At 69.4% G+C, this 23,360-nt stretch carries 22 protein-coding genes; 8 read left to right on the top strand and 14 right to left on the bottom strand.

Annotated features, from left to right (window positions below; genetic code table 11):
• The first annotated feature begins 58 nt into the window (after positions 1–58).
• The 4 genes from J1M36_RS11060 to J1M36_RS11045 all read left to right on the top strand — a co-directional run bounded on the left by J1M36_RS11060 (position 59) and on the right by J1M36_RS11045 (position 2,766).
• Positions 59–268 (top strand): hypothetical protein, encoded by a 210-nt coding sequence (locus J1M36_RS11060; protein ID WP_064847165.1) that lies wholly within the window; start codon positions 59–61, stop codon positions 266–268.
• Between the two features lie 109 nt (positions 269–377).
• Positions 378–773, top strand: a complete 396-nt coding sequence (locus tag J1M36_RS11055) for a monovalent cation/H(+) antiporter subunit G (RefSeq protein ID WP_064847166.1) — start codon at positions 378–380, stop codon at positions 771–773.
• Positions 770–2,197 (top strand): proton-conducting transporter membrane subunit, encoded by a 1,428-nt coding sequence (locus tag J1M36_RS11050; RefSeq protein WP_206479606.1) that lies wholly within the window; start codon positions 770–772, stop codon positions 2,195–2,197. The genes J1M36_RS11055 and J1M36_RS11050 overlap by 4 nt, the downstream gene beginning before the upstream one ends.
• Positions 2,198–2,250: 53 nt before the next feature.
• A complete protein-coding gene (locus tag J1M36_RS11045; protein WP_206479603.1) occupies positions 2,251–2,766 on the top strand; it encodes a hypothetical protein in 516 nt (171 codons plus the stop codon).
• A 71-nt stretch (positions 2,767–2,837) separates the two neighbouring features.
• On the opposite strand, the gene J1M36_RS11040 is transcribed toward J1M36_RS11045, so the two are convergent.
• The 13 genes from J1M36_RS11040 to J1M36_RS10980 form a co-directional block, all read right to left on the bottom strand.
• Positions 2,838–3,392, bottom strand: coding sequence for a DUF501 domain-containing protein (locus J1M36_RS11040; RefSeq protein WP_206399522.1), 555 nt, complete (start codon positions 3,390–3,392; stop codon positions 2,838–2,840).
• Complete coding sequence (locus tag J1M36_RS11035; protein WP_342358339.1) at positions 3,389–3,790, bottom strand: septum formation initiator family protein; 402 nt, start codon at positions 3,788–3,790, stop codon at positions 3,389–3,391. Before J1M36_RS11035 ends, J1M36_RS11040 begins: the two co-directional genes overlap by 4 nt.
• A 320-nt stretch (positions 3,791–4,110) precedes the next feature.
• Complete coding sequence (gene eno, locus J1M36_RS11030; RefSeq protein ID WP_064847172.1) at positions 4,111–5,394, bottom strand: phosphopyruvate hydratase; 1,284 nt, start codon at positions 5,392–5,394, stop codon at positions 4,111–4,113.
• A gap of 52 nt (positions 5,395–5,446) precedes the next feature.
• A complete protein-coding gene (locus tag J1M36_RS11025) occupies positions 5,447–6,349 on the bottom strand; it encodes a MazG nucleotide pyrophosphohydrolase domain-containing protein (RefSeq protein ID WP_082943435.1) in 903 nt (300 codons plus the stop codon).
• An 86-nt stretch (positions 6,350–6,435) separates the two neighbouring features.
• Positions 6,436–7,596: an adenosine deaminase gene (locus J1M36_RS11020; RefSeq protein ID WP_206479602.1), complete on the bottom strand. Its 1,161-nt coding sequence runs from the start codon at positions 7,594–7,596 to the stop codon at positions 6,436–6,438.
• A 3-nt stretch (positions 7,597–7,599) separates the two neighbouring features.
• Complete coding sequence (locus J1M36_RS11015) at positions 7,600–9,453, bottom strand: hypothetical protein (protein ID WP_206479601.1); 1,854 nt, start codon at positions 9,451–9,453, stop codon at positions 7,600–7,602.
• A 125-nt stretch (positions 9,454–9,578) separates the two neighbouring features.
• On the bottom strand, positions 9,579–9,986 hold the full coding sequence (locus tag J1M36_RS11010) for a cytidine deaminase (RefSeq protein WP_206479600.1): 408 nt from the start codon (positions 9,984–9,986) through the stop codon (positions 9,579–9,581).
• Between the two features lie 142 nt (positions 9,987–10,128).
• The gene (locus J1M36_RS11005) at positions 10,129–11,388 is read right to left on the bottom strand and encodes an ABC transporter permease (protein ID WP_241247178.1); all 1,260 of its coding nucleotides are present in this window, start codon (positions 11,386–11,388) and stop codon (positions 10,129–10,131) included.
• A gap of 68 nt (positions 11,389–11,456) precedes the next feature.
• Complete coding sequence (locus tag J1M36_RS11000) at positions 11,457–12,668, bottom strand: ABC transporter permease (RefSeq protein WP_206479599.1); 1,212 nt, start codon at positions 12,666–12,668, stop codon at positions 11,457–11,459.
• Positions 12,665–14,362: an ABC transporter ATP-binding protein gene (locus J1M36_RS10995; protein ID WP_206399520.1), complete on the bottom strand. Its 1,698-nt coding sequence runs from the start codon at positions 14,360–14,362 to the stop codon at positions 12,665–12,667. Before J1M36_RS10995 ends, J1M36_RS11000 begins: the two co-directional genes overlap by 4 nt.
• 27 nt (positions 14,363–14,389) lie before the next feature.
• Positions 14,390–15,481: a BMP family protein gene (locus tag J1M36_RS10990; protein ID WP_064847178.1), complete on the bottom strand. Its 1,092-nt coding sequence runs from the start codon at positions 15,479–15,481 to the stop codon at positions 14,390–14,392.
• Between the two features lie 165 nt (positions 15,482–15,646).
• Positions 15,647–16,906 (bottom strand): amidohydrolase, encoded by a 1,260-nt coding sequence (locus tag J1M36_RS10985; RefSeq protein WP_206399519.1) that lies wholly within the window; start codon positions 16,904–16,906, stop codon positions 15,647–15,649.
• Between the two features lie 58 nt (positions 16,907–16,964).
• Positions 16,965–18,080, bottom strand: coding sequence for a mannose-1-phosphate guanylyltransferase (locus J1M36_RS10980; protein WP_064847179.1), 1,116 nt, complete (start codon positions 18,078–18,080; stop codon positions 16,965–16,967).
• Between the two features lie 507 nt (positions 18,081–18,587).
• On the opposite strand from J1M36_RS10980, the gene sdhC reads away from it, so the two are divergent.
• From sdhC to J1M36_RS10960, 4 genes are all read left to right on the top strand, one after another.
• Positions 18,588–18,965 carry a succinate dehydrogenase, cytochrome b556 subunit gene (gene sdhC, locus J1M36_RS10975; RefSeq protein WP_082943437.1) on the top strand — a complete coding sequence of 126 codons (378 nt, stop codon included), beginning with the start codon at positions 18,588–18,590 and terminating at the stop codon, positions 18,963–18,965.
• Positions 18,966–18,969: 4 nt separating this feature from the next.
• Positions 18,970–19,455, top strand: a complete 486-nt coding sequence (locus J1M36_RS10970; RefSeq protein ID WP_035963740.1) for a succinate dehydrogenase hydrophobic membrane anchor subunit — start codon at positions 18,970–18,972, stop codon at positions 19,453–19,455.
• A gap of 106 nt (positions 19,456–19,561) precedes the next feature.
• Entirely contained in the window at positions 19,562–21,313 is a 1,752-nt protein-coding gene (sdhA, locus tag J1M36_RS10965; protein ID WP_064847180.1) for a succinate dehydrogenase flavoprotein subunit, read from the top strand.
• Complete coding sequence (locus J1M36_RS10960; protein ID WP_064847181.1) at positions 21,313–22,095, top strand: succinate dehydrogenase iron-sulfur subunit; 783 nt, start codon at positions 21,313–21,315, stop codon at positions 22,093–22,095. Before sdhA ends, J1M36_RS10960 begins: the two co-directional genes overlap by 1 nt.
• 68 nt (positions 22,096–22,163) lie before the next feature.
• On the opposite strand, the gene J1M36_RS10955 is transcribed toward J1M36_RS10960, so the two are convergent.
• Positions 22,164–23,333 (bottom strand): YihY/virulence factor BrkB family protein, encoded by a 1,170-nt coding sequence (locus tag J1M36_RS10955; protein ID WP_064847229.1) that lies wholly within the window; start codon positions 23,331–23,333, stop codon positions 22,164–22,166.
• Positions 23,334–23,360: the final 27 nt, after the last annotated feature.

Genomic DNA, 23,360 nt, shown 5'->3' with positions numbered 1-23,360 from the left:
CGCCCCCTCCCCCGTAAATCACCTGCGCAGCCGGTGACCCGCGATCCGAGGAGCCGATGTGTTCGAGATCCTGCTCACCGCGGTCTTCGTGGTGCTCCTGGTTGATGTCGTGGTCGCGTTCGTGGTCACGGCCCGCCGCCCCGTCACCGACCGCTGGCTGTTGTCGCTGCTGCTGCGCGGTACCACCGGCGCCGCGCTCGTGGTGCTGCTGACCGTGCTGCTGGGCCCGCGGCGTCGTCGCGATTCCCGGACGTGGCCGTGGTGCTGATCGGGCTGGCCTCGCTCACGGCCGTCGTCCGACTGACCGCGGCGCGCACCCCCGGTGCCGCTCGGGGCGCGAGGACGAGCCCCGCGCCGCTTGGAGGCGGTGACGGCGCATGATCACCGGCCTCAGCGCCGTCCTGATCGTGTGCGGAGTGTTGTTCTTCACCGCGGGCACGGCAGCGCTCATCCGGTTCCCGGACATACGCAGTCAACTGCACGCGCTCACCAAGGCGGACAACCTGGGCCCGGGACTCATCATGGTCGGCGCCGCCGTGTACCTGGGGAGCTGGTCCAGCGCGGCGTTGCTCGCGATCGCGTGGGTGCTCACCCTCGGCTCGGCGTCCGTCTCGGCGCACGCCCTGACCGCACTGGGGCCACGGAGCACGACGTCGCTCGCACCCTTGACGGCCCCGGCGCCTCCCCCGCGGTGGGCGAAATGGGGTTCCGCTCGCACGGCAGATGAGCCCAGCGCGCCGGGCACCGCGGACCCGAGGCGGCCCGCCCCGTGACCGAACTCATCGCCCTCGACGTGGCCCTCGGCGTCGCCGTACTCGCGACCACCGCGGCCACCGTGCTCCCCCGCGCGCGCAGCGTGCAGGCCATGTCCTTCCTGGGTCTGGGGGTGCTCGTGATCCTCGTGTGGCTGCGGCTGGGCAGCTCGGACTCCGGCGGTGCGTTCCAGTCCGGGGCTGTGCTGGCGGGCGCGCTCATCCTGCTGCGCAGCGCCGGGGTGCCCCTGGACCGGCTGACCGGCCGGTGGCTACGGCCCCTACTGATCGTGGGCGTGATCGGTTTCATCATGACCGGGGCGCTGGCCGTCTCGCTCGGTAACGCGCGGCTGCGGTGGTCCCCGGAATGGTCCTTCGCGGCCATGCTCACCGTGGAGATCGCGCTGACCGCCGGGATCGTGCGCGTGGTGGACGACGTGTACGGGATTCACGTGGCCTCGGAACTGGGCGTGCTCACCCCGTTGCTGATCGTCGCGTGCTTAACCATCCTGTACGGCCCCTACCAGGCCCTGCGCCAGGAGGACCTCAAGAAGCGGCTCGCGTACTCCACGGTCTGGCACGTCAGCTACGTGGTGGTCGGGATCTCCCTGGTCACGCTCGCGGGGACCACGCGCGGTGTGGTGCACCTGGTGCACCAGGGACTCATGAAGATCGCCCAGTTCTTCTGCGCGGGACTGTTCGCCGAGGCCCTGGGCATCACCAAGCTCTCGCAGATGCACGGTCTGGGTCGGCACATGCCGTGGACCTCCGCGGCCTTCACCGTGGGCGCTTTCGGCATGATCGGTCTGCCCGTGACCGCCGGTTTCGTGTCCAAGTGGATGCTGGGCCTGGGTGCCCTGGAGTCGGAACACCCCTGGGTCGTGGGCGTGCTGATCGCCTCGTCTCTGCTCAACGCCATGTATTTCCTGCCGGCGGTCTACCACATGTGGTTCCGCGACCCCGCTGACCAGGATGCTTCCCCTGCGACGTCCGGCGGCAGCACGGCCGCGCAGCCCGGTGCGACCGTCGTGATGCGGGAACCGGCCAGCCTGCTGGTGCCCACCGCGATCACCGCGGCCGCGTCCGTGTTCGTGGGTCTCGCGGCATCGCTCGAGTTCGCTCCGCTGCAGATCGCTCGCCAGGTCGCAGAGGGGGTGCTCGGCCGATGCTCTTCGCCCTCACGTTCCTGGTCCCGATCGCGGTGCTCGCCGTCGTGGTGCTCGCGGGAGTGCTCCCGGCACAGCGCGCGGCCCCCGTGCGCCGCGGCGCCGCCCTCTATGCCCCACTGGCCGCGGTGCCGGCCGGGCTGCTGGCGGTGTTCGGTGGCGGCGAGTCCGTGGACGTCCCGTGGTTGTTGTTCGGCACCCGCTTCTCGGTGGACGCCGTGGCCCGGCCCCTGTTGTCGATCGCCGCGCTGCTGTACGGCGGGTCCCTGCTGGCCCTGACGTAGCTCAAACTGCGCCACACCGAACGGCACCACGGTGCGCTCACCGCCTTCATGCTCTTGTCCTTCGTGGGCAACATCGGCACGTACCTGGCCGCCGTCGCTGGCGCCACGCTGACCCCGGACGCGTTCGACACGCACGTGTCCAAGGAAGCCGTATCGCCCATCTCCGTACTGGGAGTGGGCCTGGACTCGATCCTGCCGCTCGTGGCCACCGGTTCCACCCTGCTGCTCATGCGGTTCACATGGCTGGTATGGACGGCGGAGCGCGATCCGCGCCGCAGGCCCGACGGCGAATTGGTCTCGTGGTTGCTCATGGCCGCGGCGGGCATCGTGGTGCCGTGGCACGGGGCTGGGGTCGCTCTGGACCGCGGCCGCGCGCACGTAGCTCCGGCGCGCGGCGGGGACGCTGACGTTGCTCGGGTGGTTCTTGTGGCAGTCCGCGCGCGGCGGTGTGGACGTGGCGCTGCGCGCCGTGGACCCCGACCCGGGACTCTGACCAGCGAACGCGCCGCCGCCCATGCCCGCGCTGGTCACGGCACACGCATGATCGCGCATGATCGCGCATGAGTGATCGGGGCAGTCATGATCGGACCGCCCCTCGGGAACGTCACCCCACCGGGGCGAACGCCGTACGAGGGTCAGTCCGCGCTGCGCCACGCGGGATCGCATGCGCAGCGGTCCCGGGACCAGGTGTCGGAGATCAGCTCGAGGGTCTCGTCCCCCAGGGGGTTCACCCCCGGACCGGCCGCGAGGCTGTGCCCCACGAGCACGTGCAGGCACTTCACACGCGTGGGCATGCCGCCCGCGGAGATCCCCTCGATCTCGGGAACCTCGCCGATCCCCGCTTCCTCCCCGATCCGGCGCCGCTGCTCCAGGTAGTGCTCGTGCGCGGCCCGGTACCGCTCGGCGAGTTCCGGGTCCTCGGTGATCCGGTCGGACATGCCGTACATGGTGCCCTCGGCCTCGAGCCGGGACACCGCGGACGTGATCACGGGGTGCGTGAGGTAGAAGACCGTGGGGAACGGGGAACCGTTGCTCAACCGGGGGGCCGTGGCCACGACCAGCGGGTTCCCGCACACGCAGCGCGCCGCGATCTCCACGACGTCCCGCGGGGGCCGACCCAGCTGGTGTCCCACCACGGTGCGGTCCTGATCGGTCACGGACGGGCGGTGTTCATGGGCCGCTGCGGTCACTGATTGCCACTTCCTCGGGTCTGCGGTTCAAGGGTGATCTGTTCGGGCGGGTACGCGGAGTCCACCACGGACTGCCACAGCCCGTCCGCCCACGCCGGCTTGCTAGCCTCGACCTGCTCGGCGGAGGATTCGACGCTCTGGCGCACGCCCGGTTGCGCGCCGAGCACCAGGTAGGCGTTCTCCCCCGGCATCACGTAGGACATCCGCTCACGCGCTTGTTGCTCCACGTAGGAGTCGTCCCCCCACAGTTGTTCCTCGTGCTTGAGCTGCTGTTGTCGCTCTTGTTCGTGGGCGATGCTCTGCTGCAGCGCGGAGATCTGCGCGCGCTGGTCGAAGAAGATCTTGGTGGTGGGCGCGGCCAAGAACACGATGAGCGTGGCCACCACGATCAGGGCCACGAGGCGCCCGTTGAACGAGTGGGCGGGTGTGGGGGCCGCGAGCGTCGACGAGCCGCCAGCGCTGTCCTGGGAGGGGGTGTCCCTCAGCGAGTCCCGTTTCGCGGACCGTTGCGTGTCCCGCGGAGGGTTGCGCCGAGCGTCCCGCGAGCGCCCGCCGCGCGGTTCGCGCGGGGTGGTCCGACCATGGGTGCCTCCCGGGTGACGTGGGTGGTTCGTGCTCGGTCAGTCTACCCGCAGCACGACGCCGCCCGGCCCCGGGAACGGGGGCGAGCGGCGTCGTCGTCAGGGAACCCACGGCGGCACGGGGGCCGCCGCACAGCTCACTTGCCGGTGAAGCGGGGGAACGCGGAGGCGCCGGCGTACGTCGCGGAATCGCCGAGCTCCTCCTCGATGCGCAGCAGCTGGTTGTACTTCGCCACGCGCTCGGAACGCGCCGGGGCACCGGTCTTGATCTGACCCGCGTTCACGGCCACGGAGATGTCCGCGATCGTGGTGTCCTCGGTCTCGCCGGAACGGTGGGAGATCATGCAGCGGTAGCCGTTGCGCTGGGCGAGCTCGATCGCGTCGAAGGTCTCGGTGAGGGAGCCGATCTGGTTGACCTTCACGAGCAGGGCGTTGGCCACGTGCTCGTCGATGCCGCGACCCAGGCGCTCCGGGTTGGTCACGAAGAGGTCGTCACCCACGAGCTGGACCTTGTCCCCGATGTGCTCGGTGAGCGCTGCCCAGCCCTCCCAGTCGTTCTCGTCCAGGGGGTCCTCGATGGACACGAGCGGGTACTTCTCGACCAGCTCGGCGTAGTACCGGGACATGTCTTCGGCCGAACGCTTCTGGCCCTCGAAGGTGTAGGAACCCTTCTCGTGGAACTCGGAGGACGCCACGTCCAGGGCCAGCGCGATCTCCTGACCGGGCTTGTACCCGGCCTTCTCGATGGCCTCGAGGATCAGGTCCAGCGCGGCGGCGTTGGACTCCAGGTTCGGGGCGAAGCCGCCCTCGTCACCCAGACCGGTGGCCAGCCCGCGGTCCTTGAGCACGGACTTGAGGCTGTGGTAGACCTCCACACCCCAGCGCAGGGCCTCGGAGAACGTGGGAGCACCGATCGGGGCGATCATGAACTCCTGGATGTCCACATTGGAGTCCGCGTGGGAACCGCCGTTGAGGATGTTCATCATGGGCACCGGCAGCACGTGCGCGTTGGGCCCGCCCAGGTACTTGTACAGTTCCAGGTCTGCGGAGCTCGCAGCCGCACGGGCGATCGCCATGGAGGCGCCCAGGATCGCGTTGGCGCCCAGCTTGGCCTTGTTGTCGGTACCGTCCAGTTCCAACATGGCCTGATCCACGGCGCGCTGGTCGGAGGCGTCCAGGCCCACCACGGCCTGCTCGATCTCCTCGTCCACGGCGTGGACGGCGTCCAGCACGCCCTTGCCCAGGAAGACCTTCTTGTCGCCGTCGCGGCGCTCCACGGCCTCGAACTCACCGGTGGACGCGCCGGAGGGCACGGCCGCGCGCCCGAAGCTGCCGTCCTCGAGCAGTGCCTCAACCTCGACCGTGGGGTTGCCACGGGAGTCCAGAATCTGGCGGGCTTGCAGCGCAATGATCATTGCCATGAAAATCTCCTTGTCGGTCGTCGACCCGTGGGGCGGTCCCCCGGTCTTTAGCCTACCGAGCGTCGCTGGGTGCGGGCGATAAAGGTGCGTCGTGGTCACGCACGAACCGTCGCACCGCCGTCCGCAATGCGCGCTCGGCGTCGAGGCCGCGCGCGGAGCTGTCCTGCACGCGGCGGAACAACTCCTCCCCCAGCGCGTCCTCCTCCGCCTGCCGGTCCTGCTCGTCCGACTCGGGGCGCGGTTCCGGGAGCCCGGCCACGCCGTGCCGGCGCGCCTTGGACAGGGCCTTCTCGGCGTATGCGAGCGCGGGCAGCGCCGGCGGGATGCCGTCGAAGATCCGCGTGCGCTGGGGTTTCTCGCGGCGTTTCACTGCGTCCCAGCGCGCGGCGAGTTCCGCATCGCTCGGTGTCCCGTTGCCGACGACGACGCTGCCCGCGCCCGTCACATCCGAGCCAGTGCCGCCTGGGCTGGCACTGTCCAGGGTGGTGCCCTCGACAACGGTGCTGTCCGCAGCGGTCGCCTTCACAGCGCCCGCAGTCGCAGCGGTCGTCCCCGCGGCCTGGCGCGCCGCGGCGTCGTCGCCCGGTGGGAACACCGCGGGGTGGCGCCGCACGAGCTTGTCCGTGACCGCGGCCAGCACGTCCGAGATGTCGAAGCGCTGCCCGTCGGGGTGTTCCTGGCCGATGCGCGAGTGGAAGACGACCTGCAGCAGCACGTCCCCGAGTTCCTCCACGAGCTCGGTACGACGCCGCTCGGACGGCTCGAGCGCCTCGACCGCCTCCACGACCTCGTAACTCTCCTCCACGAGGTAGCGCAGCAGCGACTCGTGGGTCTGGGCGGCATCCCACGGGCACCCGCCCGGCGAACGCAAGCGGTCCATGACGGCGAGCAGCCGCTCGAACTCCGCGCCCGGTGCGGAGCCTCCGTCCGGCACCGCCGGGTCATGGGCGGTCATGTTCCCCGTCCTGGCTTTCTGCGCCGACTCATCGTGCGGGGTCACAGACCCCGCGGGCGCCTCTCGTGTCGGTTCCTCGGGCGCCGTCATGCGTCCTCACCCGTCACGTGGCGTTCGAGCCATTCCTGATAGGCCCGCGGCACGAACGCCGCGCGGGCCGCGTTGCGCTGCACCGCGACCAGATCGGCCTCGTCCCACCCCGCCTGCTCACGCAACAGCTCGAGCTCGTTGCCCACGGAGGTGTCGCTCATGAGCCGGTTATCCGGGGAGATCGTGACCGCGAAGCCGTGCCGCAGAAACCGGGTGGCCGGGTGATGGGCGATGTCGTCCCCCCACACCGCGCTCGCACCGGTCTGCAGGTTGGAGCACGGGCAGACCTCCAGCGCGATCCTGCGGTCGCGGATCCACCGGGACAGCGGCGACCGCGCATCGGGGTCCTCGTTGAGCAACCGCACGCCGTGACCCAGGCGCAGGGCGCGTCCGGCGGTGAGCGCATCCGCCATGGACTCCGCACCATCCGCTTCACCCGCATGCAGCGTCACGGGGATGAAGTTCTCCGCGAGCAGGTCCAGGGCCGCGCGGTGATCCGACGCCGGGAAACCACGCTCGGGTCCCGCTAGGTCGAACGCGACCACGGACCCGGGTGCGGGTTCGCTGGGGACGCCCCCGTGCGCCGTCGTGGTGTCCGACGCCGCGTTATCGGATGCCGCGGCGCGTACGCGGCGCACCACGAGCTCGGCGATCTCGAGAGAGCGGTCCAGGTGGCGCATGGCGCACAGGATCTGCACGACTGAGAGGTGACCGCCCGCGGCCTTGACCTGGGCCACTCCCTCGGCGAGCCCGGCCTGCACGGCGTCCACGGCGGCGTCGAGCGTGAGGCCACCGGCCACGTGCTGTTCCGGAGCCCAGCGCACTTCCGCGTGCACGATCCCGTCCGCCGCGCAGTCCGCGACGTACTCGCGGGCCACCCGGCGCAGCGCGTCCGCGGTCTGGGTCACGGCCACGGTGTGCGCGAAGGTCTCGAGGTATCGCTCCAGGCTGCCCGAGTTGGCGCTGTCCCGGAACCACCGACCCAGTGCGGCGGGGTCCGTGGCGGGCAGCTCATAGCCGATCCCAGCGGCGAGGTCGATGATCGTGGCCGGTCGCAGCGCGCCGTCCAGGTGATCGTGGAGGCAGATCCGGCGGTGTGGCCCGAGGCCCCCGTCCGTGGTGCGGGCGGGGGCCTCGGGAGTTGTTCTCGTGGTCATGGATCAGTAGTTCCAGTCCTGCAGTGCCTCGTTGACGTGCTCCGGGATGTTGGAGCCGGTGCGCGGGTACATCCGCAGCTCCTCGAGGTAGTTCTGCCCCGGCAGACGCTGCTCGTAGCGCACGAAGGCCTCCTCGTCCGAGTAGTCGAACGTGACCTCGGGCGGAACGCCCGGGCGGAAGCGGAACATCATGGCCAGCGGTGCGCCGGAGCCCTCCACGTAGGAGTCGTCCTTGAGCTCCTGGACCTTGAGCAGGTCCTCGGGGACCAACTCGAAGGTCGGGCGCTGATCCCAGAACCCGTTGAGGCGCACGTGGGTCAGGGCGTCGTAATAGGTGCCCAGGGCGCGCACGCGGATCAGCACGGTGGAGACGTCCCGCGCGGTGCCCTCGGAATCGAACAGGTGCCGCTGCGCGTCCGCCAGCCGCGAGATCACGTCGCCCGTGGTCAGCGCGAGGTTGCCGGGGGCCAACGCGTCCGGGTCGAGTCTCTGCTCCGGCTCGGCCCCGCGGTACGACGGCGCCACGTCCGTGGCGAGCGCGACCTGCGGTGCGCTCGCGGGGTCGTCCTCGGTGTCCCCGGCGGGTGCGGCCGGAACCAGGTTCTCGGCGGGCTCCATGCCGAACTCGGACTCGTCCACGTGGGCCGGGAGGTCCTCGGGGCTGGACTCCTTGGTGGTGTTCCGCGCGCCCAGCTCGGTCTCGTCCGCGGTGGACATGCCCACCACGCCCGCTCCCACGGCCTGGGTGGCGGAATCGGAGTGCACGTCGTGGGTGGCGGCGGACTGCTCGTCGGTGAGCCCCTGCTCCGCGGACTCGTAGTCCGCGGTGTCGTGGACGGGAGCGGTCTCGAGGGACTCCTCGGTCGCGTCGATCACCTCGGGACGATCCTCGGTGGTCTGCGCGACGGGCTCGGCGTCGAGGGCCGACTCCCGCTGCTCGAACTGTCCCCGCTCGTCGAGCGGCTCCGACCGCTGGAGCTGCTCGGCCTCTTCCTGCTGCGCCGTGAGCTCGGCGGCATCCCGATCGGCCACCGCGGGCGTTTCAAGGGACTCGTCCTGCACGACCGGTGCCGCGGGCTCGGACTGCTCGTGCTCCACAACGGGCGCGGGGTCGGTGTCCTCGGCGACCACGGGGGCCGCGTGACCGGCCGTGAGCACCTCGCCGTCCTCGGCGGGTTCGCTCGGCCCATGCTCGGGCACCACCCGCACGGCATCGTCGTCGACCTGGGCGGTGTCAGCCGGGACTGTCCCGGCGGCGGGCCGGGAGTCCTGGGCGAGCGCGCCGTCGACGACGGGGGCCCCGGCCACCGGGTCATGCTGCGACGCCTCCGCCGGGGCGCCGTGCACATACTGCTCCGTGCGGGACTCTCCGTTGGGGAAGTCGTAGGTCACGGTGATCTCGCGCTGCCCGTCGTGCGGGTTGGCGGCGATCAGGTCCAGCTGACGCCACGGCCCCACGGGGGTGTTCATGGCCTGGGTGTAGAGATCCGCGACGTCGTCGAACAGCGGCGAGCCCTGGTCCACGGTGCCGTTCTCGACCTCGTCCTGGGCATCCCCGACGGCCTGGCGGGTCTGGTGCGTCATGATGTTGCCCGACTGCACGAGGGTCAGCCGCGCACGGTCCGCGCCGCGGGACAGCAACAGCTCCACGAGGTTGCGCAGCGCACCGGACTCCGGCAGGGCGACTGCGTTCGGATCATGACGACGCAGCGCGTTCTCCTGCGCCTGCTGCGGTGCCTCGGGAGCGCCCTGCGCGCTCTGGGGAGCGGCCGCAGGGTCGACGGGGCGGGCGCCGGGAGCCGGCTGGGGTGTCGGGGTGTCGTTCTTCTTGCTGCGGAACAGATCTCTCAGACCCACGTGTTCGTTTCCCTTCCAGAGCCGGGCTTGGTTTCCTGCAAAGTATAGGTGGCGCGGACTCCGCGGATACCGGGAACCGGGCCCGTGCGCCGGTCCGTGACGGGCTCGACGTCGCTCCGCCCCGGTTACAGGTTCTCCGGCCCGAACGCGTCCGGGAGCACCTGGTCCATGGTGCGGACCCCGCTGACCGTGAGCAGTTCCATCCCCGGGGCCCGGTGTTCGTAGAGCAGCTGCCGGCAGCGCCCGCACGGCATGAGCACCTCTCCGTGACCGTCCACGCACACGAACGCCACGAGCTTGCCCCCGCCGGACATGAACAGCGCGCTCACCATGGAGCACTCGGCGCACAGGGTCACCCCGTACGACGCGTTCTCGATGTTCGCACCCGTGACCACGCGGCCGTCGTCTACGAGCGCGGCCGCTCCGACCGGATATTGGGAATACGGCGAATAGGAGTGCGCCAGGGCGTCCGTGGCGGCACGCTGCAGGTCACGCCACGTGGTTTCGTCCACCGGGTTGTGGGATTCACTCATGATCGTTCGCTCTCCTCGTCGCTCGGTCTTCAGGATTGCTCGGTTCCGTATTCGCTCGGTCCCGCGGTCGAACTGCCGCACGACGACGCCGCGTGGCCGTGCGAGCGGCGCGCGCGGCGGCGTCGTCGGACCGCGGTGGTCCTTATTCCTTGGTGTACGGCTCGCCCGAGGCGGCCGGGCCGCGGGAGCGGCCCACGAGGCCCGCCACCGCGAGGATGGTCACGACGTACGGCAGCATGGCCAGGAACTGGCTGGGCACCGGGGTGCCCAGGAAGGACAGGATGGATTCCAGGTTGGACGCGAAACCGAACAGCAGGGACGCGAGCAGCGCACCCACGGGGTTCCAGCGACCGAAGATCAGCGCGGCCAGGGCGATGTAACCGGCGCCCGCGGTCATGTCCCGTGTGAAGGCGGACACCGAGACGAGCGTGTAGAACGCCCCGCCCAGACCGGCCACCGCACCGCCCAGCAGCACGTTGCGCACGCGCAATGCGTTCACCGAGACACCCAGGGTGTCCGCGGCCTTGGGGTGCTCCCCCACCGCGCGGGTGCGCAGGCCCCACCGGGTGCGGTACAGCGCAAACCACACCACGATCACCGCGAGGTACATGATGTAGCCGATCACCGACTGGTCGAACAGCACGGGACCCACCACGGGAATCTCCGCGAGCACCGGGATGCGCACGTGCGGCAACCGGTCGGGAGCGTTGAAGGACGCCGCATTGGGCTCGAGCACGGTGGCGAAGAGAAACCCGGTCAGGCCGGAGACGAGCACGTTGAGCACCACGCCCACGATCACCTGGTTCACGCGGTAGCGGATCGCGAACAGGGCGAGCACGGCGGAGACGAGCACCGATCCCAGCATGGCCGCGAGAAGACCCACCCAGGGGTTGCCCGCCACAGTCCCTGCGACCGCGGCGGAGAACGCGCCGAAGAGCAGCTGGGCCTCGATCGCGATGTTCACCACGCCCGAGCGCTCACACAGCAGACCGCCCAAGGAACCGAACACGAGCGGCGTGGCGAGTGCCACGGACCCGGCGAGCAACGCCGTGATGGAGATGCTGGGCGTCTGGGCGGTGCCCACGATCCACACCAGGAACCCGGTCACGAAGAAGAAACCGGCCACGATCACCGCCCAGCGCGGCAGCTTGCGCGCCTGCACGGCCGCGTACACCGCGAGGGCGGCGAGCACGATCGTGACTACCCAACCGTAGGGGGCGGAGGGCACGGAGACGTCGGGCAGGCGGATGGCACCGCCGTCATTCGAGAACCGGAAGTCCACCCTCTGCCCGGAGGCGTTCAGCGCGAAGACGATCAGGGACACGAGCGCCAGGACACCCAGGCCGATTGCAGGCCGCAGGGTCCGCACACCCACGGCGCGGTTCGCGGCGGAGGTGGCCAGAGCGGCTTCGGGCGCGTGCTCCGGAGATCCGGACGAAGGACCGGAGGACTGCGAAGTGATAGCGGTACTCACGCGGCGGCCTCCTGCGAGCGACGGGTAGCGAACTTGAATAGCGGGGGCAGCGCCACGAACAGCACGATCAGGGACTGCACGACCAGCACGATGTCGATGTTGGTCCCCGTCATGGACTGCATGGTCACGCCACCGGCGCGGAAGGCCCCGTAGAGGATGCCCGCGAAGAACGTCCCCCACGGACGCGAGCGGCCGAGCAGGGCTACGGTGATCGCGTCGAAGCCGAAGGACGCGGCCACGCCCGAGGTCAGCGAGTGTTCCGTACCGGCGATCTGCGCGGTACCCGCGAGCCCGGCCAGCAGGCCGGCGAGGAGCATGACGACGACGAACCCGCGGGTCACGGAAATGCCCGCGGTACGCGCGGCGCGGGGGTTCGCTCCCACGGCGCGCAGCTCGAAGCCCACGGTGGAACGGTTGAGCAGCCACGCCACGGCCATGGTGGCCAGCACGGCCACCACGAAGCCCCAGTGCAACCGGAAGTGGTCACCCAGCAGCTTGGGGAACATCGCGGTGTCCGCGACGGGCGGGCTGATGGGGTTGGACGAGCCCTCGCGCTGAAACCCCGGCAGCGTGAGCAACCACGCCACGAGGTTCAGGGCCACGTAGTTGAGCATGATCGTGAGGATGACCTCGTGCGCGCCCGTGCGCGCCTTGATCAGTCCCACGATCCCGCCCCACACGGCACCGCCCGCGGCGCCGGCGACGACGACGGCGAGCAGGTGCAGTCCCACGGGCAACTGCCACGCGAAACCAACCCACGCCGCGAGCGTGGCACCGATCAGGATCTGTCCCTGGGCGCCGATGTTGAACAGCCCGGCCCGGAACGCGAGGGCCACGCCCAGACCCGCGAGGATCAGGGGGGTCGCCACGGTCAGGGTCTCGGTCAGCGGGTACAACCGGTCCGCGAGCGTGCTGCCGTTGGGGTTATACACCGCGCCGTAGAACATGGCGATGTACGCGCTCGAGGCCGCTCGCCACATCGCGGAGAGCGTGTCCCCGGGGCGGGCGAAGAAGTACCCGGCGGCCTGGCGGACGCGCTCGTCCGTGACTGCGATCAGCAGCCCGCCCAGGATCAGCGCCACGACGACCGCGAGCACCGACTGCAGGGTGGAGCCTAGCAGGGTGCGGCGCGGGTCCTCAGCGGAGAGTTCGGTGGGTGGCGGGGCCGAGACCTGATCGGAGGTGGCCGGTGCGGTGGACGCGCTCATGCCGTGCGGTTCCCCTCGGGTCGGTCGGTGGTTCGGTCGGTGGGGTGGGAGCCGGGATCGAGGCCGTCCCCATCCAGGGTGACGGCAGCGGCGTCGCCCGCGTGAGCGGGAGCGGTCGCGGGTGCGGCCGTCGAGCCGCCCGCCGGGGACCCGCCGTCGTCGTGCGAGTGATCCCACGGCGCGGGCGGCAGCACGCTGTCCGCGGGCTCACCGGCCATCATGCGCCCAAGGGCCTCGCGCGGGGTGTCCGGGCCCACGATACCCATGAGGCGACCGTGGAAGAACACCGCGATGCGGTCCGCGAGTGCGTAGATCTCGTCCAGTTCGGTGGACACGATGAGCACCGCGGTGCCCTTGTCCCGCTCGGCCACGATGCGCTTGTGGATGAACTCGATGGATCCCACGTCCACACCGCGCGTGGGCTGGGACGCCACGAACAGTTTGAGGGGCCGCCCGAGCTCGCGGGCGATCACGACCTTCTGCTGATTGCCGCCGGACAGCGTGGCCACCGGAGAGTCCACGGATCCGGTGCGGATGTCGTACTCGTTCACCTCAGAGCCGGCGTGCCCACTGATCGCACCGAGGCGCAGGGACGGTCCCGCCGCGAACTCCCGTTCCCGGTAGCGGTCCAGCACGAGGTTCTCGGCCACGGTGAAGGTGCCCACGAGCCCGTCCGTGGAACGGTCCTCGGGCACGAAACCCACACCGCTGGCCAGGATCTCCCGGGTGCGCAGCCCCACGAGTTCCTGCCCGTCCAGGCGCGCGGAACCGCTCACCTGCTCCTCGAGTCCCACGAGGGCCTGGGTGAGCTCGGTCTGTCCGTTGCCCTGCACACCGGCCACGGCCAGGATCTCGCCGGGCGCGACGTCGAAGTCAACATTGTCCAGCAGCACGACGCCGTTGTCCCCCACCACGGTGAGCCCGCGCACCTCGAGCGCGGTCCCGGTGGTGTGGGCGGTGTCCTTGGCCACGGTCAGGGAGACGTCCCGGCCCACCATCAGGGCCGCAAGCTCGTCCGTGGACGTTTCCGGACCCACCTGGCCGACCACTTCCCCGCGCCGGATCACGGTGATCACGTCCGACACCGCCCGGACCTCGCGCAGCTTGTGGGAGATGAACACGATGGACGTGCCGTTGTCCCGCAGTTGCCGCATGATCTCGAGCAGCTCGTCCGTCTCCCGGGGGGTCAGCACGGCCGTGGGCTCGTCCAGGATCAACACCTTGGCGTCCCGCACGAGGGCCTTGATGATCTCGACCCGCTGCTGGACGCCCACGGGCAGGTCCTCGACCACGGCGTCCGGGTCCACCGCGAAGCCGTAGCGTTCGGAGATCTCCCGGATCCGGGCCCGGGTGGTCTCCAGGTCCAGGGACATCCCGCGCGTGTTCTCGTGACCCAGGGCCACGTTCTCGGCGACCGTGAAGACCGGGATCAGCATGAAGTGCTGATGCACCATGCCGATCCCGGCCGCCATGGCATCGCCGGGGCCGGAGAAACTGACGGGCGCGCCGTCGATCTCGATCGTGCCGGACGTGGGCTCGTACAGCCCGTACAGCACGTTCATGAGCGTGGACTTGCCCGCACCGTTCTCACCGAGCAAACAGTGGATCTGATGTGGTTCCACCGTGAGGTTCACACGGTTGTTGGCGGTGAAGTCACCGAACTTCTTGGTGACGTCCGTCAGTTTCAACTGCACTGTTCTGCTCCTGCCGGGCCCGCCCGCTCAGGCGGTGGGGGCGTTCTTGGACTGCACCGTGACCTTGCCGTCGATGATGTCCTGCTTGAGCTGCTGGACCTGCTTGTCGAGGTCCTCGCTGACCTCGTCCTGCTGGTCGTGGTAGGGGGCCAGGCCCACACCACCGTTCTCGAGCGTGCCCACGTACTGGGTGTTGTCGAAGTTGCCGTCCGCGGCCTGCGTCACGACGTCCTCGACCGAGGTGGACATCTCCTTGAGCACGGACGTGAGCAGGAACTCCTTGCCGGCGTCCAGGGTCTCGTAGCCGTCGGTGTCCGGCCAGATCAGCCGGACGTTCTTGCCGCTGCGGTTGGCCTCGGTCATGGCGTCCACGGTGCCCTGGGCCGCCTGGCCGGCGACGGGCAGGACCACGTCCGCGCCCTCGCCGATGAGGTTCTGCGTGACGGTCTTGGCCTTGGAAGAATCCTGGAACGAGCTCAGGAACGTGCCGTTCTGGGAGTCCTTGTTCCACCCGAGGACCTGCACGTCCGCCTTGTTCTTCTCGTTGTAGTACTTCACCCCGTCCGCGAAACCGTCCATGAACACGGTCACGGTGGGGATGTCCATGCCGCCGTACGTGGCGACCTTGCCCGTCTCGGACGTGCCCGCCGCGAGGTACCCGGCCAGGAACGCCGCCTGGGCGGTGTTGTAGACGATGGGCTTGACGTTGTCCGCCTTGATCGAGTTGTCGTCCACGATCGCGAAGTGCTTCTCCGGGTTGGCCGCGGCCACCTTCTTGGTGGTGTCCGCGAGCAGGAAGCCCACGGAGACCGTGAGGTTGCAGCCCTGCTGCGCCATGGAGGTCAGGTTGGGCTCGAACTCCGTCTCGGACTGGGACTCGGCCTGGCTGATCTGGATGCCCTTGTGCTCCTCGGCGGCCTTGAGGCCCTCATAGGAGCTCTGGTTGAAGGAACGGTCCTGGAAACCGCCGTCGTCGGAGACGATGCAGCCCTTGAAGTCGGAGGCCTGGGCGCTGCTGTCGCCGGCGTTGTCCGGGGCGGCACCGCAACCCGCCAGGACCAGGCCGGTGACCCCGGCCAGGCCAAGCGTCCCCAGGGTGCGCAAGCGTCGAGTGGTCATGAGGTCCTCCGGTCGGGCTGGGATCAGATGTGGGTCGTGACCCGGGAACACAGTGCACGGGTCACCGGCCCGTGTCCCCGGGCGGTGACCCGTGCAGTGAGACGGGTCATAGGTCAGCTCAGTGTAGCCCCGGAAGTACCCAGCAGTACGCTCACCGCGGGCGTGTCAGGGCTGCGGGGCGTCCGGCGTCGTCGTCGCGTCCGCGAGCTCGCGCACGCGCAAGCGGATGGCGCGCAACGCCGTGGAGGCCATGACCTGCACGCCGCAGCCGATCGCCTCCTCCTGAGGGGCGTAGTCGGACTGGTGCAGGTCGTAGGTGCGGCCGCCGGGAGCCCGGGTCCCCAGGCGCATCATGGCGCCGGGGACGTGCTGCAGGAACCACGCGAAGTCCTCCCCGCCCATGGACTGCTCCACCAGCAGGATGCTCTCCTCCCCCAGCTCCGCCCGCGCGGCGATCTCCAGCAGGGTGGTCTCGGTCTCGCCGTTGACCACCGGCGGCACACCCCGGATGTGCTCGAGGTCCACGTTCACGCCGTACGGTGCGGCCACCTGCTCCACGACCTCGTCCAGCATGTCCCCGGCGCGCGACCACGCGTCCGCGTCCAGGCAACGCATGGTCCCGGACATGAAACCGGACATGGGGATCGCGTTGGGTGCCACACCTGCGTGGATCTGACCCCACACCACGGCCACCCCGGAGCGCACGTCCACGCGGCGGGAGAGCACCGCGGGCACGTTGATCGCGATCTGGCTCATCGCGTAGACCAGGTCCTCGGTCAGGTGCGGGCGGGACGTGTGCCCGCCGCGTCCGGACAGCTCGATCCGGATGGTGTCCGACGCCGAGGTGATCGCCCCGATGCGCGTGCCTACCTGGCCCACGTCCACCTTGGGTTCGCAGTGCAGGGCGAACATCCGCGGCACGCCGGCCAGCACGTCCTCCTTGATGATGGTCAGGGCGCCGCCGGGCAGTTTCTCCTCGGCCGGCTGGAAGACCACGCGCACGGTGCCCGCGAACGGGGACGAACGGTGCACGTCGGCGAGCACGCGGGCCACCCCGAGCATGACCGTGGTGTGGATGTCGTGACCGCACGCATGCATCACGCCCTCGTTGACGGACGCGTAGTCCAGGCCCGTGTCCTCGAGGATGGGCAGGGCGTCGATGTCCGCGCGCAGGCCCACCATCACGGGCCCGCGACCCACGTCCACGTAGCACCCGGTGCGTTCGAAGCGCACGGGGTGCAACCCGGCGGCCTCGAGGGCGTGCACGATCCGGTCCGTGGTGCGGTACTCCTCGTAGGACAGTTCCGGGTGCTTGTGGATGTCCCGGCGGAAGCGCACGAGGTCCGGGAGGTAGTGCGAGAGCAGGGGGCCGATGGCCGGGGGCAGTCCGATGTCGTCGGCGGACGGCAGAGGCAGATCCAACATGTGTGTCACAGTACCGCCGGGACCCCGCGCGGTGATTCAGCGCGGGCGGCGGCGGGGCTCACAGGACGTCCGTGTCGCCGTTGCGCTTGAGGGAGTCCACCGCGTTCTTGACCCGTTGCGCGTGCTCGGCCGTGGTGACCAGCAGGGCATCCGGGGTGTCCACGACCACGATGTCCGCCACGCCGATCAGCGCGATCAACCGCCCCGTGTCGGACACGACGATCCCGGAGGACTCGTCCGTGAGCACACGGTTGTTCTGGCCCAGGATGGACACTGGCGCGTCCGTGCGCGGGTCCACCTTGTTGAGCCGGTTGATCGCCGCGAAGTCCCCCACGTCCTCCCAGGTGAAGTCCCCGGGGACCATGGCCACGTCCCCGGCCGCGGCGGCGGGTTCGGCCACGGCGTAGTCGATCGCGGTCTTGGTCAGGGTGGGCCACACCTCGTCCACGACGGCGTCCCGCTCGGGGGTCTCCCACGCGTCCGCGATTCGGTCCAGGCCCCGCGCGAGCTCGGGTTCGCTGCGGCGCAGGTAGGAGAGCATGAGACCCACGGGCGCCACGAACATGCCCGCGTTCCACGTGTACTTCCCGCTGGCCACGTAAGCGCGCGCGGTCTCCTCGTCCGGCTTCTCCACGAACTGCTCCACGGCGAGCGCGTGGGGTGCCTGATCGAGTCCTAGGGACTGCCCCGCCTTGATGTAGCCGAAGCCCGTGGCGGGCGACGACGGCGTGATCCCGATCGTGACGATGCGTCCGGTGTCCGCCGCCCGCACCGCTTCCTTGACGACCTCCTGGAACGCCGAGGCGGGCTCCACCACGTGGTCCGCCGCGAACGAACCGATGATCGCGGTGGGGTCGCGGCGCTCGATGAGCGTGCACGCGAGGCCGATCGCCGCCGCGGAGTCCTTGGGGGACGGCTCGAGCACGAGGTCGTCCGCCGTGAGCTCGGGCAGCTGTTCCTGCACCGCCCCGGCGTGGGAGCGCCCGGTCACGACCATGACCGGACCGGCGGACAGGCCCGCGAGCCGGTCAAAGGTGGCCCGCAGCAGGGACGAGCCGGAGCCCGTGAGGTCCAGCAAGAACTTGGGGGCATCCGCACGGGACAGCGGCCACAGCCGTGAACCCACCCCGCCCGCGGGGATGAACGGATGGAAACGTTGCAATGGCGAAGTCACGACGGTCAGTGTACGGCCCCCTCCCCCGGCGGCCCTGGATGCGTCACCCGTGACATCCCGGGGTACGGGCCGCACACGGGCCGGGTGTGCCCACGCACGACGCGGCCGGCCGGCCCACGGGGACTTCCCGTGAGCCTTCGCGGGCCCGACCCCGCACCCGGGCGAGAGGGTCCCTCGAAGGCCCCGTGAGACGTCGCCGGCGGACCCTACGCACGGAGGTCGTGGGGCCGCTTGACGGCCGCTCGCGGGGCGTTCGGACGGCGCACGGCCGGAGCCGATTCAGACACAGAACAATGCGCTAATTCCGCGCTATTCCGGGGGGCACACTTGCAGACACGTTGTCAGGAAATGTGCGGGGGGCTGGTATCTTTGACGAGAACTACCGCATCATCCATGACAGAGCCAGCCAGGGCTCCGCCATCGCCGTGCACTCGCGCGAGAACGCTGCCTTCTTCTTCGACCATTCTTCGGTGCGCACGACGACGAGCGACACAGGGAGGACATTCCGTGGCGAACTCAACCAGGGGCACCCTTTACCGCGGCCAGTACGGCATGTGGTCTTGGGTCGCCCACCGTATTACCGGCGTGGCCATCTTCTTCTTCTTGCTGGTCCACGTCCTCGACACCGCTCTCGTGCGTGTATCCCCCGAGGCGTATAACGCAGTGATGGCGACCTACAAGAACCCCGTGATGGGTCTCGGCGAGGCCGGCCTCGTGGCCGCGATCGTCTACCACGCCTTCAACGGCCTGCGCATCATCCTGATCGACTTCTGGAAGGGCGGGACCAAGAACCAGAAGGGCCTGCTCTGGGGCGTCATCGCCCTCTGGGTCATCGTGATGATCCCGTTCCTCATCCGTCACCTCTCAGTCGTTTTCGGGGGTTAATTCCGTGAGCACTCCTCTCAAGACCAAGATCAGCGTCCCCCGCAGCCGGGACCTTCAGGTGGACGGCGTGAAGTACAACCGCGCCGGTTCGTCCCGCAGCAGTTTCGAGATGATCGCGTGGCTGTTCATGCGCATGTCGGGCGTGGTGCTGCTCGTGCTCGTGTTCGGTCACCTCTACGTCAACCTCATGGTGGGGGACGGCGTGCACGCGATCGACTTCGGGTTCGTGGGCGGCAAGTGGGCCAACCCGTTCTGGCAGGTCTGGGACCTGGTCATGCTGTGGCTGGCCATGCTCCACGGCACCAACGGTATCCGTACCATCATCGACGACTACGCCGATCGCAACACCACCCGCTTCTGGCTCAAGGTGCTGCTCTTCGTGGCCTCGGGCTTCGTGATCCTGCTGGGCACCATGGTGATCTTCACCTTCGAGCCGTGCCCCGCCGGTGCGGACCCCGCGCTGCTGGCGTCCTTCTGCCCCGGAGCGTGATCGCGGCCACGGCGGAGCCCCCGGCTCCGCCGTCGTGCGTCGTCGCGGCCCGAGCGGCCGGGACCCGATACTTCTCCCACTCACCCACATAGAAAGAACATCTGGTATGCAGGTTCACAAGTACGATGTGGTAATCGTCGGCGCCGGCGGCGCCGGCATGCGTGCCGCCATTGAATCCGGCCAGCGCGCCCGCACTGCCGTACTGACCAAGCTCTACCCCACGCGTTCCCACACCGGTGCGGCCCAGGGCGGCATGTGCGCCGCCCTCGCCAACGTCGAGGAGGACAACTGGGAGTGGCACACGTTCGACACCGTCAAGGGTGGCGACTACCTGGTGGACCAGGACGCCGCGGAGGTCATGGCCAAGGAGGCCATCGACGCGGTGCTGGACCTGGAGCACATGGGACTGCCCTTCAACCGCACCCCCGAGGGCAAGATCGACCAGCGTCGCTTCGGTGGACACACCCGCGACCACGGTAAGAACCCCGTCCGCCGCGCGTGCTATGCCGCGGACCGTACCGGTCACATGATCCTGCAGACCCTCTACCAGACGTGCATCAAGCACAACGTGGAGTTCTACAACGAGTACTACGTCCTGGACCTGATCATGGTGGACACCCCGGAGGGCCGCCGCCCCGCCGGTGTGGTCTCCTACGATCTCGCGACCGGCGAGCTGCACGTGTTCCAGTGCAAGTCCGTGATCTTCGCCTCCGGTGGCGCGGGCAAGGTCTTCAAGACCACGTCCAATGCCCACACCCTCACGGGCGACGGCATGGCGATCGCGTTCCGCAACGGCCTGCCCCTCGAGGACATGGAGTTCGTGCAGTTCCACCCCACGGGCCTGGCGGGCCTGGGCATCCTGGTCTCGGAGGCCGCCCGTGGTGAGGGTGGCATCCTGCGTAACTCCGAGGGTGAGCGTTTCATGGAGCGCTACGCCCCCACCATCAAGGACCTGGCCCCCCGTGACATCGTGGCCCGTTCCATGGCCAACGAGGTCCGTGAGGGCCGCGGTTGCGGCCCCAACAAGGACTACGTCCTGCTGGACCTGACCCACCTGGAGCCGGCGCACATCGACGCCAAGCTCCCGGACATCACCGAGTTCGCCCGCACCTACCTGGGTGTGGAGCCCTACACTGAGCCGGTGCCCGTGTTCCCCACCGCGCACTACTGCATGGGTGGCATCCCCACCGACATCAAGGGCGAGGTCTTCCAGGACTCCGAGAACACGGTTCCCGGTCTCTACGCCGCCGGTGAGGTCGCGTGCGTGTCCGTGCACGGCTCCAACCGTCTGGGCACCAACTCGCTGCTCGACATCAACGTGTTCGGCAAGCGCTCCGGAATCTACGCCGCGGAATACGCGCGGGACGCCGAGTTCCTGCCGATCCCCGACAACGCCACCGAGCGCACCGAGGCGCTGCTCAACAACGCGCGCAGCCCGCACGGTGACGAGAAGGTTGCGGCCATTCGCAAGGACCTGCAGGACACCATGGACGCCAACATGCAGGTGTTCCGCACGGCCGAGACCATCCAGACGGCCCTGGACGACATCGCCGCTCTGGAGGAGCGCTACTCCCACATCTCCATCCAGGACCAGGGCAAGCGGTTCAACCTGGACCTGCTGGAGGCCGTGGAGCTGGGTTTCCTGCTGCAGCTGGCCAAGGTGATGTCCGTGGCCGCCCTGCACCGCGAGGAGTCCCGCGGTGGTCACTTCCGCGAGGACTTCCCCAACCGAGACGATGAGAACTTCATGGTCCACTCCATGGTGTACGAGGACCCGTCGTCCCCCACCGCGGGAATCCGGCAGGAGACCAAGCCGGTGATCATGACCCGCTACGAGCCGATGGAGCGTAAGTACTGATGTCCACTGCAGCCACCGAGAACCAGACCCAGGACGCTCAGAAGCCCGGCGACAAGGGCGAGGAGTCGATCCCCACGTACGACGTGGTGCTCAAGGTCCGCCGCTATGATCCCGAGTTCAGCTCCGAGGCGCACTGGGACGAGTGGAACCTAACCATGTACGGCACCGACCGCGTGCTGGACGCCCTGCACAAGGTCAAGTGGGAGCTGGACGGTTCCCTGTCCTTCCGCCGCTCGTGCGCACACGGCGTGTGCGGCTCGGACGCCATGCGCATCAACGGCCGCAACCGGCTCGCGTGCAAGACCCTTCTCAAGGACCTGGACCTGTCCAAGCCCATCCTCGTGGAGCCCATCAAGGGCCTCCCGTGCGAGAAGGACCTGATCGTGGACATGGAACCGTTCTTCCAGTCCTACCGCGAGATCATGCCGTTCCTGGTGAACGAGGACCACACCCCCACCGGAGAACGCTTCCAGTCCCAGGAGGACCGCGCGCGCTTCGACGACACCACCAAGTGCATCCTCTGCGCCGCGTGCACGTCCTCGTGCCCGGTGTTCTGGACGGACGGGCAGTACTTCGGCCCGGCCGCGATCGTCAACGCGCACCGGTTCATCTTCGACTCGCGTGACCAGGCCGGTGACATGCGCCTGGAGATCCTCAACGATAAGGAAGGCGTGTGGCGCTGCCGTACCACCTTCAACTGCACCGAGGCGTGCCCCCGCGGCATCCAGGTGACCAAGGCCATCGCCGAGGTCAAGAAGGCGGTCTTCGCCTCCGCCTTGTGACCCCTCGTGGCACGACCGCGGCCCCGGGATCCCTCGTGGATCCCGGGGCCGCGGTCTTTCCCGGGCTTTCAGCTCTCCGACGACGACGCCGCGGGGCCACTACCTACCGCGGGGCTGCTGCCCGCCACCGGCCTGTCGAAGCGGACGGGAGTTGCGTGTCCGAGGCCCCGAGCGGCATCGGGCAGGGAGGTCGCCGCCACGACCGTGACGGCCCGGTCCTCGCGCTCCGGCTGGGCGCGGGCCCCTCGGATGTCCGCCTGCACGAGCGCGCCCACGGCGGCCGCGAGCAACAGAACCTGCCCGTAGAGGTTGAACCACAGCAGTACACCCACGAGCACCGCGAACGAGAGCAGATAGGGGTTGTCCGCGCTGCGGGCGATGATTTCGCTGCCACCGTAGCGCAGCACCTGCGAGCCCAGGGCACCCGTGACGATGGTGGCCAGCAGGGCCTTGCGATGCAGTTTGAGCTGGGCGACCCCGCTCACCAGGGCCAGACTCATCAGGATGTCCACGAGCAGACCCACGCCGAGCGTGACCGCGGACTTGGCCCCGCCGTCCAACCACGGCTGCAGGCGCGTGAGACCGAGCTGACCGAGCCACCCAAGCACCCCGTCCACGGCGCCGGACGCGAAGACGCTCACGGTCGCGGAGGCGAGCAGCAGGATCCCGATCACCACGAGCCACGCGAGATCGCGCGGTACGGCCGCCACGGGCACCCCGGGGGCGGGCGGCAGTTCGAACATCCGCCGCGTGGCCAGCCGGATCCCGGCCACCCAGCGCCACGCGGTGAACAACAGCACCGCGAGCGCCACGGTGGAGGCCACGGTGAAGGGCCCCGTGTTCTCGAGCAGGCTCAGCGGGATGACTCCCCCGTTACCGTCCCCCACGTCCAGGAGTCCGGGGATGTTCTGCACCAGACCCGCCACGAGCGTCTGCTGCAGCGGCGAGTCGGTTCCCAGGAACGTGGCGAGTGCTGCGAAGCAGATCACCAGCAGGGACGAGGACGCGAAGAGCAATTGGTACGCGAGCCCGGCGGACATGAGCGGCCCGCCGTGGAACATGTAGTGCGCCACCACGCGCACGGGGAACACCGACATGAACCGCGCGAAGAACCACGCACCCAGGGCGCCAGCCCGCCTGCCCAGGGGTGCCCCCTCGGCGGCGAGCTGTCGGCGTACTTCGCGCAGGCGCCGGTGTTCCGCGTGCAGTCCAGTGCGGTCCGTGAGGGCGGGGACCACCGGGGGCGCTGTCTCTTATACACCTCT

Source organism: Kocuria sp. KRD140 (assembly GCF_017168375.1).
Taxonomy (GTDB): Bacteria; Actinomycetota; Actinomycetes; order Actinomycetales; family Micrococcaceae; genus Kocuria; species Kocuria marina.
The sequence above is the reverse complement of the archived record's forward strand: the minus strand, read 5'-3'. Positions and strand labels throughout refer to the sequence as shown.

Excerpts from the sequence above, each read along its gene's own strand:
- J1M36_RS11055 (WP_064847166.1), top strand. The coding sequence starts at position 378 with ATGATCACCGGCCTCAGCGCCGTCCTGATCGTGTGCGGAGTGTTGTTC.
- J1M36_RS11045 (WP_206479603.1), top strand. The coding sequence starts at position 2,251 with ATGCTCTTGTCCTTCGTGGGCAACATCGGCACGTACCTGGCCGCCGTC.
- eno (WP_064847172.1), bottom strand. The coding sequence starts at position 5,394 with ATGGCAATGATCATTGCGCTGCAAGCCCGCCAGATTCTGGACTCCCGT.
- J1M36_RS11025 (WP_082943435.1), bottom strand. The coding sequence starts at position 6,349 with ATGACCGCCCATGACCCGGCGGTGCCGGACGGAGGCTCCGCACCGGGC.
- J1M36_RS11020 (WP_206479602.1), bottom strand. The coding sequence starts at position 7,596 with ATGACCACGAGAACAACTCCCGAGGCCCCCGCCCGCACCACGGACGGG.
- J1M36_RS11010 (WP_206479600.1), bottom strand. The coding sequence starts at position 9,986 with ATGAGTGAATCCCACAACCCGGTGGACGAAACCACGTGGCGTGACCTG.
- J1M36_RS11000 (WP_206479599.1), bottom strand. The coding sequence starts at position 12,668 with ATGAGCGCGTCCACCGCACCGGCCACCTCCGATCAGGTCTCGGCCCCG.
- J1M36_RS10990 (WP_064847178.1), bottom strand. The coding sequence starts at position 15,481 with ATGACCACTCGACGCTTGCGCACCCTGGGGACGCTTGGCCTGGCCGGG.
- J1M36_RS10985 (WP_206399519.1), bottom strand. The coding sequence starts at position 16,906 with ATGTTGGATCTGCCTCTGCCGTCCGCCGACGACATCGGACTGCCCCCG.
- sdhA (WP_064847180.1), top strand. The coding sequence starts at position 19,562 with ATGCAGGTTCACAAGTACGATGTGGTAATCGTCGGCGCCGGCGGCGCC.
- J1M36_RS10960 (WP_064847181.1), top strand. The coding sequence starts at position 21,313 with ATGTCCACTGCAGCCACCGAGAACCAGACCCAGGACGCTCAGAAGCCC.